This window comes from Rothia sp. HMSC068E02 (assembly GCF_001813565.1).
GTDB lineage: Bacteria > Actinomycetota > Actinomycetes > Actinomycetales > Micrococcaceae > Rothia.
This window is the reverse complement of record NZ_KV812882.1, coordinates 593,405-608,362: the sequence shown is the minus strand read 5'-3', so window position 1 is coordinate 608,362 and position 14,958 is coordinate 593,405. Positions and strand designations below refer to the sequence as shown.

9 protein-coding genes and 1 tRNA gene are annotated in these 14,958 nt (G+C 59.3%); 3 read left to right on the top strand and 7 right to left on the bottom strand.

The window, feature by feature from the left end:
- Positions 1 to 113 precede the first annotated feature (113 nt).
- Positions 114 to 1,694 carry a signal recognition particle protein gene (gene ffh, locus HMPREF2919_RS04125; RefSeq protein WP_049342095.1) on the bottom strand — a complete coding sequence of 527 codons (1,581 nt, stop codon included), beginning with the start codon at positions 1,692 to 1,694 and terminating at the stop codon, positions 114 to 116.
- Positions 1,695 to 2,040: 346 nt separating this feature from the next.
- On the opposite strand from ffh, the gene HMPREF2919_RS04120 reads away from it, so the two are divergent.
- Positions 2,041 to 2,123, top strand: a tRNA-Leu gene (locus HMPREF2919_RS04120).
- Positions 2,124 to 2,331: 208 nt separating this feature from the next.
- On the opposite strand, the gene pyk is transcribed toward HMPREF2919_RS04120, so the two are convergent.
- The gene (gene pyk / locus HMPREF2919_RS04115; RefSeq protein WP_049342096.1) at positions 2,332 to 3,795 is read right to left on the bottom strand and encodes a pyruvate kinase; all 1,464 of its coding nucleotides are present in this window, start codon (positions 3,793 to 3,795) and stop codon (positions 2,332 to 2,334) included.
- Between the two features lie 522 nt (positions 3,796 to 4,317).
- On the opposite strand from pyk, the gene HMPREF2919_RS04110 reads away from it, so the two are divergent.
- Together HMPREF2919_RS04110 and HMPREF2919_RS04105 are read left to right on the top strand one after the other, a co-directional pair.
- Entirely contained in the window at positions 4,318 to 4,890 is a 573-nt protein-coding gene (locus HMPREF2919_RS04110) for a flavodoxin domain-containing protein (RefSeq protein ID WP_049327782.1), read from the top strand.
- 628 nt (positions 4,891 to 5,518) lie between these two features.
- Positions 5,519 to 7,441, top strand: a complete 1,923-nt coding sequence (locus HMPREF2919_RS04105) for a GH25 family lysozyme (RefSeq protein WP_070666368.1) — start codon at positions 5,519 to 5,521, stop codon at positions 7,439 to 7,441.
- 966 nt (positions 7,442 to 8,407) lie between these two features.
- Here HMPREF2919_RS04105 and adhP read toward each other — a convergent pair.
- From adhP to trpB, 5 genes are all read right to left on the bottom strand, one after another.
- Positions 8,408 to 9,433 carry an alcohol dehydrogenase AdhP gene (adhP, locus tag HMPREF2919_RS04100; RefSeq protein WP_049349127.1) on the bottom strand — a complete coding sequence of 342 codons (1,026 nt, stop codon included), beginning with the start codon at positions 9,431 to 9,433 and terminating at the stop codon, positions 8,408 to 8,410.
- Between the two features lie 440 nt (positions 9,434 to 9,873).
- A complete protein-coding gene (locus HMPREF2919_RS04095; RefSeq protein ID WP_070605398.1) occupies positions 9,874 to 11,256 on the bottom strand; it encodes a phosphoenolpyruvate synthase in 1,383 nt (460 codons plus the stop codon).
- A 290-nt stretch (positions 11,257 to 11,546) separates the two neighbouring features.
- Positions 11,547 to 12,563 carry a prolipoprotein diacylglyceryl transferase gene (lgt, locus tag HMPREF2919_RS04090; protein WP_049352449.1) on the bottom strand — a complete coding sequence of 339 codons (1,017 nt, stop codon included), beginning with the start codon at positions 12,561 to 12,563 and terminating at the stop codon, positions 11,547 to 11,549.
- Positions 12,563 to 13,417, bottom strand: coding sequence for a tryptophan synthase subunit alpha (gene trpA, locus HMPREF2919_RS04085; protein WP_012903349.1), 855 nt, complete (start codon positions 13,415 to 13,417; stop codon positions 12,563 to 12,565). Before trpA ends, lgt begins: the two co-directional genes overlap by 1 nt.
- Positions 13,417 to 14,751 carry a tryptophan synthase subunit beta gene (gene trpB / locus HMPREF2919_RS04080; RefSeq protein WP_070666365.1) on the bottom strand — a complete coding sequence of 445 codons (1,335 nt, stop codon included), beginning with the start codon at positions 14,749 to 14,751 and terminating at the stop codon, positions 13,417 to 13,419. Before trpB ends, trpA begins: the two co-directional genes overlap by 1 nt.
- Between the last annotated feature and the right edge of the window lie 207 nt (positions 14,752 to 14,958).

Here is a 14,958-nt window from a genome sequence, read left to right as displayed (position 1 = left end):
GATACCTTCCCTTCACACCCATTCATGCACCCAAACCGGGCACCATACCGGTACGGGTGCGCCCGTCACCACGTGCGCACCCGTACCACCCCTTACCGGGCTCATATTTGCTCTTACTGCAGGAACTTCTCGAAGCCCTTCGGCAGGTTCATGCTGGACAGATCCATCTCCTGGTTCTGAGCCTGCTGACCGAATGCAGCACCGGCGCGAGCCTGCTGCGCCTTAGCTGCTGCCGCCTCCTGCGCCGCACGCTTCTGCGGGTTGCCGGAGCGAGCCTTCTTCTTCTTGTTGTTGTTCTTCGCGTTCTTACGAGCGCCACCGGCCGCAGCCGCCATACCGGGCATCTGCATACCACCGGGCATGCCGGGCATCTTGCCCGAAGCGAGCTTCTTCATCATCTTCTGAGCCTGAGCGAAACGCTCCATCAGCTGGTTCACCTCAGACACGGTCACACCCGCACCCTTAGCGATACGGGCACGACGAGAACCGTTAATGATGCGCGGAGCCACACGCTCATGCGGGGTCATGGAGCGAACAATCGCCTCCACGCGGTCAATCTCGCGCTCGTCAAAAGCCTCAAGCTGCTGACGCATCTGAGCCGCACCGGGCATCATCATGAGCAGCTTCTTCATGGAACCAAGCTTACGAATCTGCTGCATCTGAGCCAGGAAGTCCTCAAAAGTGAAGTCTTCCTGATCGATGAACTTCTTCGCCATGCGGTCGGCTTCAGCCTTATCCCACTGAGCTTCAGCCTGCTCGATCAGAGTCAGGATGTCACCCATATCCAGGATGCGGCTTGCCATACGGTCCGGGTGGAACTGCTCAAAGTCAGTGACGTTCTCACCGGTGGACGCGAACATAATCGGCTTGCCGGTCACCGAAGCCACCGACAGAGCCGCACCACCGCGGGCGTCACCATCAAGCTTAGACAGGACCACACCGGTGAAGTCCACACCCTCGTTGAAGGCGTTAGCGGTGTTCACGGCGTCCTGACCGATCATCGCATCGATGACGAACAGAACTTCGTGCGGCTCAATAGCGTCACGAATGTTACGTGCCTGCTGCATGAGCTCAGCGTCAACACCCAGACGACCCGCGGTATCGACAATCACCACGTCGTGCAGCTTAGCGCGAGCCTCAGCCACACCGTCACGCGCCACCTGCACGGGATCGCCGGTGGGTACGTCAAACTCGCTGGTCACACCGGGGTGCGGCGCGTACACGGGCACGCCCGCACGCTCACCAACAACCTTCAGCTGGGTCACCGCGTTGGGGCGCTGCAGGTCGGATGCAATCAGCATCGGGGTGTGGCCCTGACCCTTCAGCCAGTGAGCCAGCTTGCCCGCCAGGGTGGTCTTACCGGCACCCTGCAGACCCGCCAGCATGATGATGGTCGGGCCGCTCTTCGCCATGTTGATGCGGCGGGTCGAACCGCCGAGGATGCTCACCAGCTCCTCGTTCACGATCTTGACGATCTGCTGGGAGGGGTTCAGTGCCTCGGAAACTTCCGCACCGAGAGCGCGTTCCTTCACGTGGGCGGTAAATTCGCGGACCACGGGGACGGCGACGTCAGCGTCGAGCAGGGCGCGGCGGATTTCGCGGACGGTTGCATCAATGTCTGCCTCGGAGAGGCGGCCCTTGCCGCGCAGGTTCTTAAAAGTTGCCGTCAAGCGGTCGGAGAGAGAATTGAACACGAGCCGTGATCACTTTCTTAACGTTGAGGTGGCCCCCAGCCGCGAAGGCGAACGGGGATGGTTAGTCAGTCTTTAAGGATACAGGATGCGCGCTTTCTCCCCCGCCTCCACTGTGGATAAGTGGCGCCGGTTCACCCTGAGCTCAGGATTTACACTCAACGTCCCCTCCCGCACCCCTCAGCAAATGTGTGGCAGGTACCAGACTTACCCCCTCATAGAGGCGCGACAGAAACCCTCAGTAGATGTTCCGCGCCCCGCCTCAGCCTGCTCAACACGTCAGATAGATTAGATTTTCTAGACAGCCTGGGTTAGAATTCTAAAGGTGTTACGCACGAATGCGTGATACGCCCGAGTGGCGGAATTGGCAGACGCGCCTGACTCAAAATCAGGTTCTTCGGAGTGTGGGTTCGAGTCCCACCTCGGGCACCAACGCAAAAGCGGCGGGAAAGTTTGAAGCTTTCCCGCCGCTTTTCTGTATCCGCTCCTGTACCCCACCCGCACATCGGATGCGGCAACAATAAAGGCACAAGAAACCGCCGCCCGGCCGTGAATTCACGACCGGGCGGCGGTTCTATATACCGAGCGTACAGACTGAGGATTACCCTCAGCTACGCATCGAAAAAGATTGGTGAGCGGCTTAGCGCTTGACCTCGTTCTCCTCGTAAGGACGCAGAGCCTCGCGCTCGCCCTCAGCACCGTAGACGCGGTGTACCTGAACCATGTTGGTGGTACCTGCGCGGCCTGCGGGAGCACCGGCAGCAACGACGACCAGGTCGCCAGCTTCTGCCAGACCGTTCTTCAGCAGGTACTCGTCCACGAAGTGGAACAGACCTTCCTGATCGGTGATCATCTCAACCTGCTCAGCCTCAACGCCCCACAACATGGACAGGAAGGAGCGAACCTTCGAGCTGGTGGTGAACGCGACAATCGGGGTCTCGGGACGCAGACGTGCCAGACGACGTGCGGAGTCACCGGACTGGGTGAAGGTTACGATGAGCTTTGCGTCCAGCTGGTCAGCGATGTTCACTGCTGCGCGGGTGATTGCGCCACCGCGGGTGCGGGGCTTGCGGTCCAGCTCGGGCACGCGGTACAGGCCACCCTTTTCGGTATCCTGAACGATTGCAGCCATAGCCTGCAGGGTCAGGATCGGGTACTTACCGACCGAGGTCTCACCGGAGAGCATCACAGCGTCTGCACCGTCGAGGATTGCGTTAGCGCAGTCAGAAACCTCTGCACGGGTGGGGACGGGGTTGTCAGTCATAGACTCGAGCACCTGGGTTGCCACGATGACGGGCTTTGCCCAACGGCGTGCCATGTCGATTGCCTTCTTCTGAACGAGGGGAACCTCGGAGAAGGGCAGCTCAACACCGAGGTCACCACGAGCGACCATGATGCCGTCGAACTTGTCGATGATGTCTTGCAGGTTCTCAACTGCCTGGGGCTTCTCAATCTTGGCGATGACGGGTACGCGGATACCCTCTTCGTCCATGATCTTGTGGACGGGCTCAACGTCTGCACCGGTACGGACGAAGGAGAGTGCAATGATGTCTGCACCCATCTTCAGTGCGAAGCGCAGGTCGTTTGCGTCCTTCTCGGTCAGTGCGGGCAGGGAGACTGCAGCGCCGGGCAGGTTGATGCCCTTGTTGTTGGAGATGGGGCCACCCACGATGACGCGGGTGCGCACGCGGGTGGGGGTCACCTCGATAGCCTCGAGGCGGATCTTGCCATCGTCGAGCAGGAGCTTGTCGCCGAGCTTTACGTCGCCGGGCAGGCCCTTGTAGGTGGTGCCACAGATTTCTGCGGTACCTTCAACGTCTTCGGAGGTGATGGTGAAGTCTGCGCCGGGCTCAAGGTATTCCTTGCCGTTTGCGAAACGCTCGAGGCGAATCTTGGGGCCCTGCAGGTCGGCGAGGATAGCAACGTCCTTACCGAGCTTTGCAGACTGGTCACGGATGGTGTCGTAGCGTGCCTGGTGCTCGGCGTGGTCACCGTGGCTCATGTTCAGACGGGCGACGTTCAGGCCAGCCTTGATTGCCTCGGAGATCTTCTCGGGGGACTCGATTGCCGGACCGATGGTTGCAACGATTTTTGCGCGCCTCATGTACCTAACCTTTGTGTGTTGTTTTGTGTGACCCCTGAGGGTTCACACTGATTTTCCGGGGAAGACTAACGTCAAATTCCCAATTATTCCCACGTGCTCCAACATGTAGCCACGTGCCGGATGCGTGGGACTCTTTCTCAATTATAGGGGTTTTGCGCCCTCTTGGGTATGCTTCTCCCAACTCTTTCCACCGAAGAAATTGTGTTTCACGTCGCATTTTGAACGCCACCCCTCTTCCATCGAACACGCCACAGAAAGTCGATTTTCACCCCCACCACCCCCGCCTCGCCCGGAAAGTAAATTAGGGTGCTTTTTACCCATATCTAGCCAGTACTGCGCAATATTTAGTCTCGTTCGAGAACATTCGAGCATATTTCAAAAACATAGAGACACTCAGAGTGGGCTATGAGAAGATAGATGGGGCATCCAAAAGCTGGGCGATTTCACATTTTCGCGCGCCTAGCCTATATTGGAACCCATAATTAGTATTTGAAATGCGAAATATATCTGGAAGGTTCACAGATGACTACTCGCGTGCTGATTATCTTCGGCTCCACCTACGGCTACACCGAACAGTACGCCACCTGGCTGGCAGAAGATCTGCGTGCACTCCCGCAGGCCCCCGAGGTTGAGACTGTCCCCGCCTCCAAGGTCACCCCCGAGCAGGCTGAGGCATTCGACGCTTTCGTCATTGCCGGCAGCGACTACGGTGGATTCCTCAACGGCGCACCGGCACTTCGCAAGAAGATTCTGCCGATTATTGCGCCCAAGAAGAACCGCACCGCATTCTTCACCGTCTCCTTCACCGGTGAATACTCCAAGAAGCTGCTGGACAAGGCCGTCGCCAAGAGCTACACCCCCGAACTCACCGAAGGTCGCCCCGTCTACCACCTGCGTGGCGGCATCGACTTCGACAAGATTTCGCTGGCTCACAAGACCGCCCTGAAGGGCCCGGTGCGCGCATGGCTCATGGCTAACCCGCACCCGAACGAGGGTATTCAGCAGATGCTCGAATGCTACAAGACCGGCAAGGCTGAGTACATCGATCGCGAGACCCTCAAGCCGCTGGTCGAGGACATCGCAAAGTTCCTCTAAGCCTTTCGGGAAACACAAGCTTTCGCCTCTTCCCACCCGTCTCTTTCAGCCGGACATCAGAACCTGAAGGAGCGGGCGGGAAGAGCCGAGATAAACGTGCCAACAGGCACCATATACGTGGTCGATGACTCTTCATCTCTCCTGCATCGACCATGCAACTCCGGGTGCCGGTGCGAGGCCGCGCCAAATACAGTACCCGGAACATGAGGGGTGGGTCTTTGTGTGTGCGGCCCACCCCTTTCCTTATGCCCGCAAGCCAAAGCCCCTGCAGTTCAACCTCCGACAGAGCAGTCCACAGAATGAAATTCGCAATGCCCCGGCGTGTCACCCACCTAAAATTTTGTCCCAAAAACTTGAGCCAATAAATGCACCGACAAGCCACAAAGTAAAACAGACACCCCAAAGATTCCAGGTTACTGTGCACTCTGCGAAAGATATGCCGCCAGAATGACACCCCAAATCATTGCGCACATCGGTGCAGGTACCGTACGCTGTTAGCTGTGTCAGCCGCTTGACATACCCGGCAACCGACACACATCACTTCAAATACCCCACATATTCACTCGTGCCAGAAGCCCCCGCACAGGGCCACATCGGCACATCCACCTCTCAAACACAGGCAAAATCTATGAAGAAACTCCAGACTGCCGCGCGCTCCGCAGCAGCCCGCTCCATCATGGCGTCCGCAGTCACCCTGGTCGCCGCATCCCTCACCTCCGTTCCCGCCGCCTTCGCCGCTCCCAGCGCGAGCGCAGCCGCAGAGGTCAACCCCGGCGCATCCTACGAGGAGCTCACCTACGCCCCCGCCCCGGATGCATTCCTGGTCGAACGCTCAAACCCCGCCATGGGTGCGGGCGAGCGCGAACGCCTGGGCACCGCCAACGCGCGAACCGGCGCCACCTCCCCCGCTTCTACCGCGACCCTGAGCGGTATTTCCGCGACCCAGAGCTCCGCGCAGGGTCTGGCGGCTGGTCGAGCTCCGGCAGCCGGTCAGTCCCTGGCTCAGGGCCGCTCCGCGTGGACCCCCTCCGGCGGCACCCTCGGTATGGACGTCTCCTCGCACCAGCAGAACGTGGACTGGGCGAGCGCCTACGCCGCAGGTTCCCGCTTCGCCTACGTGAAGGCGACCGAGGGCGGCTACTACACCAACCCCTACTTCGGTCAGCAGTACAACGGTTCGGCACAGGTCGGCATGGTGCGTGGCGCCTACCACTTCGCAAACCCCCGCACCTCCTCGGGTGCCGATCAGGCACGCTACTTCGTGCAGAATGGTGGCGCGTGGACTGCCGACGGCAAGACCCTGCCCGGCCTGCTGGACATCGAGTTCAATCCCTACCCCGCCTACGGCAACACCTGCTTCAACATGACCCCGGCGCAGCTGACCGCCTGGACCCGCGACTTCGTGGACACCTACCGTTCGCTGACCGGTCGCGACCCGATGGTGTACACCGCAACCTCCTGGTGGTCGCAGTGCGTGGGTTCGCAGCAGTTCGGCGTTCTGCCACTGCACCTGGCAAGCTACTCGACCGTGGTCGGTGCAATTCCGGCGGGTTGGAGCGGCTACGACATTTGGCAGTTCACCGATTCGGGCCCGTTCGTGGGTGACTCGAACTTCTTCCCCGGCACCGTGAACGATCTGAAGGTTCTGGCGAAGAACCCGAAGGCTGTGCACCGCAACTGGTCGAACGGCCAGGACCGCACGGTTGAGGAGCGTGCGGCAAAAGATCGCGCCGCTCAGGATTCGAACGTGGTGACCACCGCGACCGGCTCCATTGATATTCGCACCGGCATCGGTAACTTCTGGAATAAGAATCGTTCCTTCTACGGCAACCCGATTGGCACCGAGTACTCTCTGGGTCACGGCGTGTATGCGCAGAAGTTCACCAACGGTAAGACCATCTACTGGACGAACTCTCACGGTTCGCACTGGCTGGTCACCAACGGCGGTCTGGATCATAAGTTCCGCTCGGACGTGGCACGATTCCGCGGCCTGACCACCAACGAGGAAACCCGCTCCGACACCATCGCAGTCTCCTTCGCTAACGGTGAGGGTGGCTACTGGTCCAACGCGTACGGCACCCACATCATCAATGAGCGTGGCTCCATCTATGCGACCTGGCGTGCTGCTGGCATGAGGGGCGTGCCCACCACCGATGAGCAGAGCCTGGGCAACGGCCTCATCAAGCAGGAATTCACCGGCAGCACCACCTACGTGTGGTCCGCACAGACCGGCACCCACCGCCTGCACACCGGCGGCGCGTTCTACCACCGCTTCCTGCAGCACCGCGGCACCTGGGGTGCACCGGTGACCGACGAAACCGCCACCTCCACGGGTGCTCAGGTGCGATTCGCCTCCGGCAAGGTGCTGCTCTGGTCGGATGCGTACGGTGCGTACGAGACCAACGGTAACGGCGCAATCTTCAAGCACTGGGAGAAGAATACCGCCCGTTACGGTGCGGCACGCGGTGACGAATCCTACGTGAACGGCGTGTACTACATGGACTTTGAGCGCGGCACGATCCGCTGGACCGCGCAGCGTGGAATCTACTAAACAGCGTGGAATCTACTAAACAGCGTGGAATCTACTCAACAGCACGGCAGCTAATAAACACTACAACGTGCATATAAAAACGAGGGGCACCTGGCAGAGGTGCCCCTCGTTCTTTTGCTACAGGAAGCATCTTCTGAACAACACAAAAATCAAGATGCGTTCTGCAGCGGGTGGGTTACCGAGTGAGTAGAGAACCCGGCTATGTTACCCGTGCCGGCAGGTAAATTTATGGCGTGGCGGGCGTGCCGCCTCGAAGTCATGCAATGTCCTAAAAGCCCCGGATTAGTGTGGCGGACATAGTCCCCATTGACTATGTCCGTGGGGCCCACACTAATCGTTGGTGAGACCTCAATCCGAAGGTGTCTAAAGGGGCGCCTGGCCGGAATTAAGGACTCAACGGTGAATAACGGCACGGTACGAAGATGCTGAAATTCACCCGGGTATGGCGTTCCGGGAGAAGGAATCGATATCTAGGAGGGCCGAAACCTTCACACGTCATATCCCGTTACATCTAGGGTAGGTGTAGGCGCACGCGAAACCTATCTCTTCGGCAAATATTACGCCTCAACCAGTGGTTGAATGTTTACAATACAAGTATGCATTTTGAGGCCTATAGATGTCAAACAAGATACTCTATTGAACTAATTTAGTGAGAATTTTGAGATATTCCCCGAATATTTCAAAAATAAATTCCTGCGTATATTACGTTTAGGTGCCTAGTACTCACAGAGATTTTCGGCTCCATACGATAACGGCTCTCAAAAACCCGGCACTAAAACATCTAGTTAAAAAACACTAGTTAAAACACTAAGGCGCACCCCGCGTCGTATGCACAGCAGAAAGAGTACCCATACTCCCCCGCCACACGGGATGCGCCCTAGGCGCTATAACCATCGAAACTACCGGCAAGACCCCAGTCGAGTGAGACCTTGAAGCCCTACCGGGCGCCTCGAACCATCCGCCAGCTTAGAGGCTAGCGAAGTCCAGAACCATACGGCCGGTAATCTTACCAGCAGTCATTTCCTCGAAGACAGCCGGTGCCTCGTCAACCTCACGCAACTGAACCACCGGAACCACGAGGCCGTCAGCACCGAACTGGAACGCCTCCGCCAAATCCTGACGGGTGCCCACCAGGGAACCCACCACGCGGATACCGTCCAGAACGATCTTCACAATGGACAGCTCCATCATCTCCGAAGGCAGACCAACAGCCACCACGGAACCGCCCGCACGAACCGACTCGATAGCCTGGTTGAACGCAACCTTCGACACAGCGGTCACCACAGCAGCGTGAGCGCCGCCGCCGGTCAGCTCGCGAATACGAGCCGGAACGTCCTCAACCTCACGGCCGTTGATGACGTGATCAGCACCGACCTTACGAGCCAGAGCCAGCTTGTCGTCGTTGATATCAACAGCGATAACCTTGGCACCGAAAACCTTCTTAGCGTACTGAACAGCCAGGTTGCCCAGACCGCCAGCGCCGTAAGCGACCAGCCACTGACCCGGGCGAACCAGCGACTCCTTGGTTGCCTTGTAGGTGGTCACACCAGCGCAGGTAATGGAGCTAGCCTGCGCCGGGTCAAGGCCCTCGGGAACCTTCACAGCATAATCAGCGGGCACCAGGGTGTACTCGCTCATGGCGCCGTCGACGGTGTAGCCGGCGTTCTTGACCGAACGGCACAGGGTCTCACGACCCGAGGTGCAGTACTCGCAGTGGCCGCAGCCCTCAAAGAACCAAGCCACCGACACGCGGTCGCCTTCCTTCAGGGACTCAACACCCTCGCCGACCTTGACGACACGACCAACGCCCTCGTGGCCCAGAATACGGCCCGGAAGCTCACCGAAATCACCGGCAGCCACGTGCAGGTCAGTGTGGCACACGCCCGAGTACTCAATCTTCACGAGCGCCTGGCCGTGACCAACCTCCGGAACGGGGACCTCACGGACAACAACCGAACCGTCAACCTTCTCAGGGACAACAACAGCCTTCATGGTTTCCTTGCACATGATCTAAACTCCTTTGTCATTGGTAGCCGCACTCAAGCCGCAAGCTGCAAGCTGCAATCTGCAATCTGCGCTTTGCAACCTAGCGGGGTGGGCGCGCATATTCTTTACATTTCCACAGTACAATGATGAGCTGCCAGTCTAAAGGTTTACCCCCGAATATGACAGAGAGGTTATTTAGGGGTCGGCACGCGAGCGAGGATGAGCTTTCGATAAGATCTATTTCAATCAATGCGCTAAACCGCTAAAAACCGCTAAAGGTTGATATGACTCTATGACGAACCGACACAGAAGATGAGAATGCCTCCCAAACCAGCGGCCTGGGGGCATTCATAAAAAAATTTAAATATTAAGTTTGAGGCGCATACCACCCTAAAGAAAGGGTTCAATCTGCACCTATACGATTCACGGTGGATTTCAGCCGCCGCCTAGAAGCAGAAAGCAACCTCAATATAGCCGGCACCGCGCTCACCCGGACCGTTCGGAGCATTCAACGCCCAACCCAAATCCATGATGCGCACCGTAGAATCCATGAACGTACCACCGCCAGCGCCACCGCCAGCCAGCTGTACCGAACCCACCGCATAGCGGGCACGAGCCGAATCGTTATTCCACTTCTGCGACACCACACGAGCCGAAACGCTCAACGCAGCACCGGAGCCGCCGCCGCCATAACCGGCGCCACCGCCTCCAGAAACCACAGACTGGTAGCCGTTAAACAGCTCGCCAGCGTTCGACGGGCGGTTATCGGTACCCTCCGGAGTCTGATCCCACTGGTACGAATAGCTCGCCACACCATCGGCGCCCTTCGCGCGGAAACCGCTCGCACCCGCCGCACCGGCAGTCGCAGTGCTCACCAGCTTCTGGGTGGAGGTGCTCGAAAAACCAATCACCGAACCATCAACAGTCGGCGGGTTCAGCTTCTCACCGCCAGCACCGCCCACACCACCGGCGGCACCCGAACCCGGGTTCACCGTCAGAATCGGCTCAGACTGCGCCTCATACGAGGTGAAACCAACAAAACCGGGCGAACCGTCGCCGTCACCCGAACCAGCGCCACCACCGGTGCTGAACTGGTGCTCGCCACCGGAGCTATCAAGCGAATAGTGCGCAGTTGGGCGCACAGCACCCGCATTCGCGGGGTTCGGCAGAACCGTCGCATACGACGCCAGCACACCGGCACCGCCGCCGCCGCCGGCAACAATCATCGGCACGCCATCCACCTCAATAGCGGACGAACCACCGCCGGACGCCGAATACAGCACAGCGCTCATGCCGCCGCGACCGGTCACACCGCCAGAAATGCGGGTCAAAGCATTAATCGCAGAAACAACATTCGCGGGAACCGGCGAAGAAGCCTTCGAGGAGCCGCCCACACCGTAGCCGTCGCCGCCCTCAGCGGGCTTCAGCTCACCATTACCGATACCACCCGAACCGGCAGTCAGAGTAATAGTCTGGCCGCCGCGCACAGCCATAGAACCCTCCACCATGGCACCGGAACCGGCATCAGCCACAGTGTAGTTCGTGCCACCGGCACCGCCCACAGCGGTAAAACGCATACGCTTAGCGCCCGCAGGAACCGTCAGCACGGCAACCTTCTTTACGCCGTCACCGGCAGTGATCATCGTCGAATCCTCGTAAGGTCCGGTGCACTCGCCTTCCTCATCAGAAGCCGCATACGCCGGAATCACCGACGACGCCACAACAACCGGGGCAGCCCACGCCGCACCAGCCACAAGACGACGACGGGTCAGACCCGGACGAGAAGAAGGAGAAACGGGGCGCGAAGAATCGCCGGCAGAAGAGCTCACGATAAAAATCCTGTACGTTGAGTGGGTGTTTCTAAACGCAGACGCGACGGGCACTCAAAGAGCCTCATACTCCTTACACGGAGCCTCATGCCCCTTACGCGGGTGCCCGCCACACGCAATACCTCTATTATGCCTTCTCAACAGCCCAAATCCGTACAGGGTCCCGGCGCATGCCACCATGAGAACATCCACCAGCAAGAAGCAGACAGCAAGCACAAATAGCGGGCATAAAAAACCGCCGGACGGGGGCACTCCCCCATCCGGCGGTTTTCTATGAAATTTAGATTGAGTTAGGAACTCTTAGTTGAAGACTCAGAAGAGTCAGATCCTTCCGCGGGCTCTGCCTTCTTGGATGCCTTCTCAGTTGCTTTCTCCTCAGCGCCCTCTGCAGACTCATCTGCGGCAGGCTTCGGAGCGAACTCGGCAGGTGCAGGCTCAATACCCGCAGCAGCCTTCGCCGCAGCACGACGACCAGCCACCACAAAACCAGCAGCACCCAGCAGAACCAGCAGCAGAGCAGTCCACACGTGAATACGAACGCCCCAGAGCATCTCCGAGGTATCAATACGCAAGAACATCTCAATGAAGAGGCGACCCACACCGTAGTAGAACACGTACAGCCACAGGGTCTGACCCAGCTTCAGCACGCCCTTACGGCCCAGCCACAGCAGCAACGCCACACCCAGCAGGTTCCACAGCGACTCGTACAGGAACGTCGGATGGAACAGCGTACCCGCCGGATACTGGGTCGGGAAATTACCGCTCGACGCGCTAATCTCCAAGCCCCACGGCAGAGTCGTCGGCTTGCCGAACAGCTCCTGGTTGAACCAGTTACCCCAGCGGCCAAACGCCTGAGCCAGCAGAATACCCGGCGCTACCGCATCCGCAAAAGCAGGGAAATTCATGCCATAGCGGCGGCAACCATACCAGGCGCCCAACGCACCGACCGACACGGCACCCATAATGCCGATGCCGCCCTCCCAAATCTTCAGGAAAGCCCACGGATCAGCAACATTCGGACCGAAATAGCTACCCGGGTCAGTAATCAGCACATGGTAGGCGCGGGCACCAATAATACCCGCCGGAATAGCCCACATCGCCACGTCAAAAACGCGCTCAGGGGTACCACCCGCCGCCTTCCAACGGCGAGAACCCAGCCACAAGCACACCGCCATACCCGCAAGAATACACAGGGCATAGAAATGCACACGGAACGGGCCCAACTGCAGGTACGAAACGCTCGGAGAGGGAATCGAAGCCAGCACGTTAGCTACCGGCACGCTCGCCAGCGACAGCACATCAGACATTAGCCTTCACGCCCCGCCAGCTCACGGGTCAGCTTAGCCACCGCCTCAACACCGCCAGAAGCCAAAGCCTTCACTAGCGCAGTACCGACAATCACGCCGTCCGCATACTCGCCAATCTCCTCAACGTGGGCACGAGTCGAAACGCCCAGACCCACGCACGCACGAGGCGCACCGGCAGCCTTAATGTCCGCAACCAGGGTGCGAGCCGCCTCCGACACGGAGGTGCGGGCACCGGTCACGCCCATCACCGACACGGCGTACACGAAGCCGCTCGACGCCTTCGCAATAGTCGCCAGACGCTCCGGCGAAGAAGACAGAGCAGCCAAGAAAATACGGTCCAGACCGTACTCATCAGAAGCTTCAAACCACGACGACGCCTCATCAGGCACCAGGTCCGGGGTAATCATGCCCGCACCGCCGGCAGCCGCCAAATCACGCGCAAAATTCTTCACACCGTACGCCAGAACCGGGTTCCAGTACGTCATCACGACAACCACCGCGTCGGTCGCCTCGGTAATGCGGCGGACCGCCTCAAACAGCTGAGGAAGCTTGAAACCGTTCTCCAGCGCCACGCCGGTAGCCTTCTGAATCACCGGGCCATCCATGACCGGATCAGAATAAGGCACGCCCAGCTCAATAATGTCCGCGCCGTTATTGCCCAGAGCAATCGCCGCGTCAATCGACTCGTCCAGGGTCGGGAAGCCCACCGGCAGGTAGCCAATCAGCGCCGCACGGCCCTGCTTCTCGCACTCAGCCAGACGAGCCGCCAGAGGCGACTGCGCATTCGGAGCGGGGAAAGAACCATCCAGCACCGTAAAAGGTGCCGCCTGAGAAATAGCGTCCTGGTAGCTCATTACTTAGCCTCACTTTCAGCCTGTGCGTTCTGTGCAGCGGATGCGGCAGCTTCCTTATTACCGGTCATCAGGGTCGAGGACGGAATCGCCTTACCCAGACCGAACCACTTCAGCGCGGTCTCCATGTCCTTATCGCCACGACCCGACAGGCAGACAATCATCGTCTTCTCACGTGCCGCCTCCGGATCCTCAGCAGCCCAACGCTGGCACACGCGCAGCGCACCGGCAAGGGCGTGCGAGGACTCAATCGCCGGGATAATACCCTCGGTGCGGCAGAGCAGACGCAGAGCGTCCATCGCCTCGGTGTCAGTCACCGGCTCGTAGGTCACGCGACCAATATCGGACAGGTAGGAGTGCTCCGGACCCACGCCAGGGTAGTCCAGACCAGCCGAAATCGAGTGGGACTCAATGGTCTGTCCGTCCTCGTCCTGCATCAGGTAGGTCATCGCGCCGTGCAGCATGCCCGGGCGGCCCAGAGTAATGGTCGCCGCGTGACGGCCGGTCTCCACGCCGTCGCCGCCAGCCTCAAAACCGTAAATCTCAACCGTTGCATCGTCCAAGAACGCGTGGAACAGACCGATCGCGTTCGAACCGCCACCCACGCAGGCAGCAATACCATCGGGCAGGCGGCCGGTCTCAGCCAGAATCTGCTCGCGCGCCTCAGAACCAATAGCGTCGTGGAAGAAACGCACCATCGCCGGGAACGGGTGCGCACCCGCAGCGGTACCCAGCAGGTAGTGGGTGTTCTCAACGTTCGAAACCCAGTCGCGCAGCGCCTCATTAATGGCGTCCTTCAGGGTGCGGGAACCGTTCTGAACCGCAATCACCTTCGCGCCCAGCAGCTGCATACGAGCCACGTTCAGCGACTGACGCTCGGTGTCTTCCTCGCCCATGTAGACCACGCACTCCATGCCGAACAGGGCCGCAGCGGTCGCAGTCGCAACACCGTGCTGACCCGCACCGGTCTCAGCAATCAGGCGGGTCTTACCCATGCGCTTAGCCAGCAGAGCCTGACCAATCACGTTATTAATCTTGTGGCTACCCGTGTGATTCAGGTCCTCACGCTTGAGGAACACACGCGCACCAGCATGCTCAGAGAACTTCGGAACCTCAGTCAGCAGCGACGGACGGTTCGAATACTCAGCAGAAAGACGCTGGAACTCGGCAATGAACTCGGGGTCGTTCTTCGCCTCATTAAAGGTTGCCTCCAGCTCATCCATGGCGGCAATCAGCGACTCGGGCATCCACCGCCCGCCGTACTCACCAAAATAGGGGCCGGGGGCATTCTTCAACGACTCGCCGTTGAGGAAAGCATCTGCCAGGTTCTCGCTCATCACTATTCCTTCCCTGGATGGTTGCCGCCGGATGCGCACCGCGGGTAGGGCGGGGCATCAGGCCTGATCACAGCGAAACACCACGCCAACCGCGAATAGGTGGGCGGTGTTCGCACATATCCCCCTATAGTACCCGGGCACGGGCAGTGAACAGTACCCCGGGGTGCACATGACCATTCCTAGGACATGTGACGTTCGCCGGGGTGG

Bases quoted from the DNA above. Each gene is read 5' to 3' on its own strand.
- pyk (WP_049342096.1), bottom strand. From the start codon at position 3,795: ATGAGGCGCGCAAAAATCGTTGCAACCATCGGTCCGGCAATCGAGTCC.
- adhP (WP_049349127.1), bottom strand. From the start codon at position 9,433: ATGAAGGCTGTTGTTGTCCCTGAGAAGGTTGACGGTTCGGTTGTTGTC.
- trpA (WP_012903349.1), bottom strand. From the start codon at position 13,417: ATGAGCTACCAGGACGCTATTTCTCAGGCGGCACCTTTTACGGTGCTG.
- trpB (WP_070666365.1), bottom strand. From the start codon at position 14,751: ATGAGCGAGAACCTGGCAGATGCTTTCCTCAACGGCGAGTCGTTGAAG.
- lgt (WP_049352449.1), bottom strand. From the start codon at position 12,563: ATGTCTGATGTGCTGTCGCTGGCGAGCGTGCCGGTAGCTAACGTGCTG.
- HMPREF2919_RS04110 (WP_049327782.1), top strand. From the start codon at position 4,318: ATGACTACTCGCGTGCTGATTATCTTCGGCTCCACCTACGGCTACACC.
- HMPREF2919_RS04105 (WP_070666368.1), top strand. From the start codon at position 5,519: ATGAAGAAACTCCAGACTGCCGCGCGCTCCGCAGCAGCCCGCTCCATC.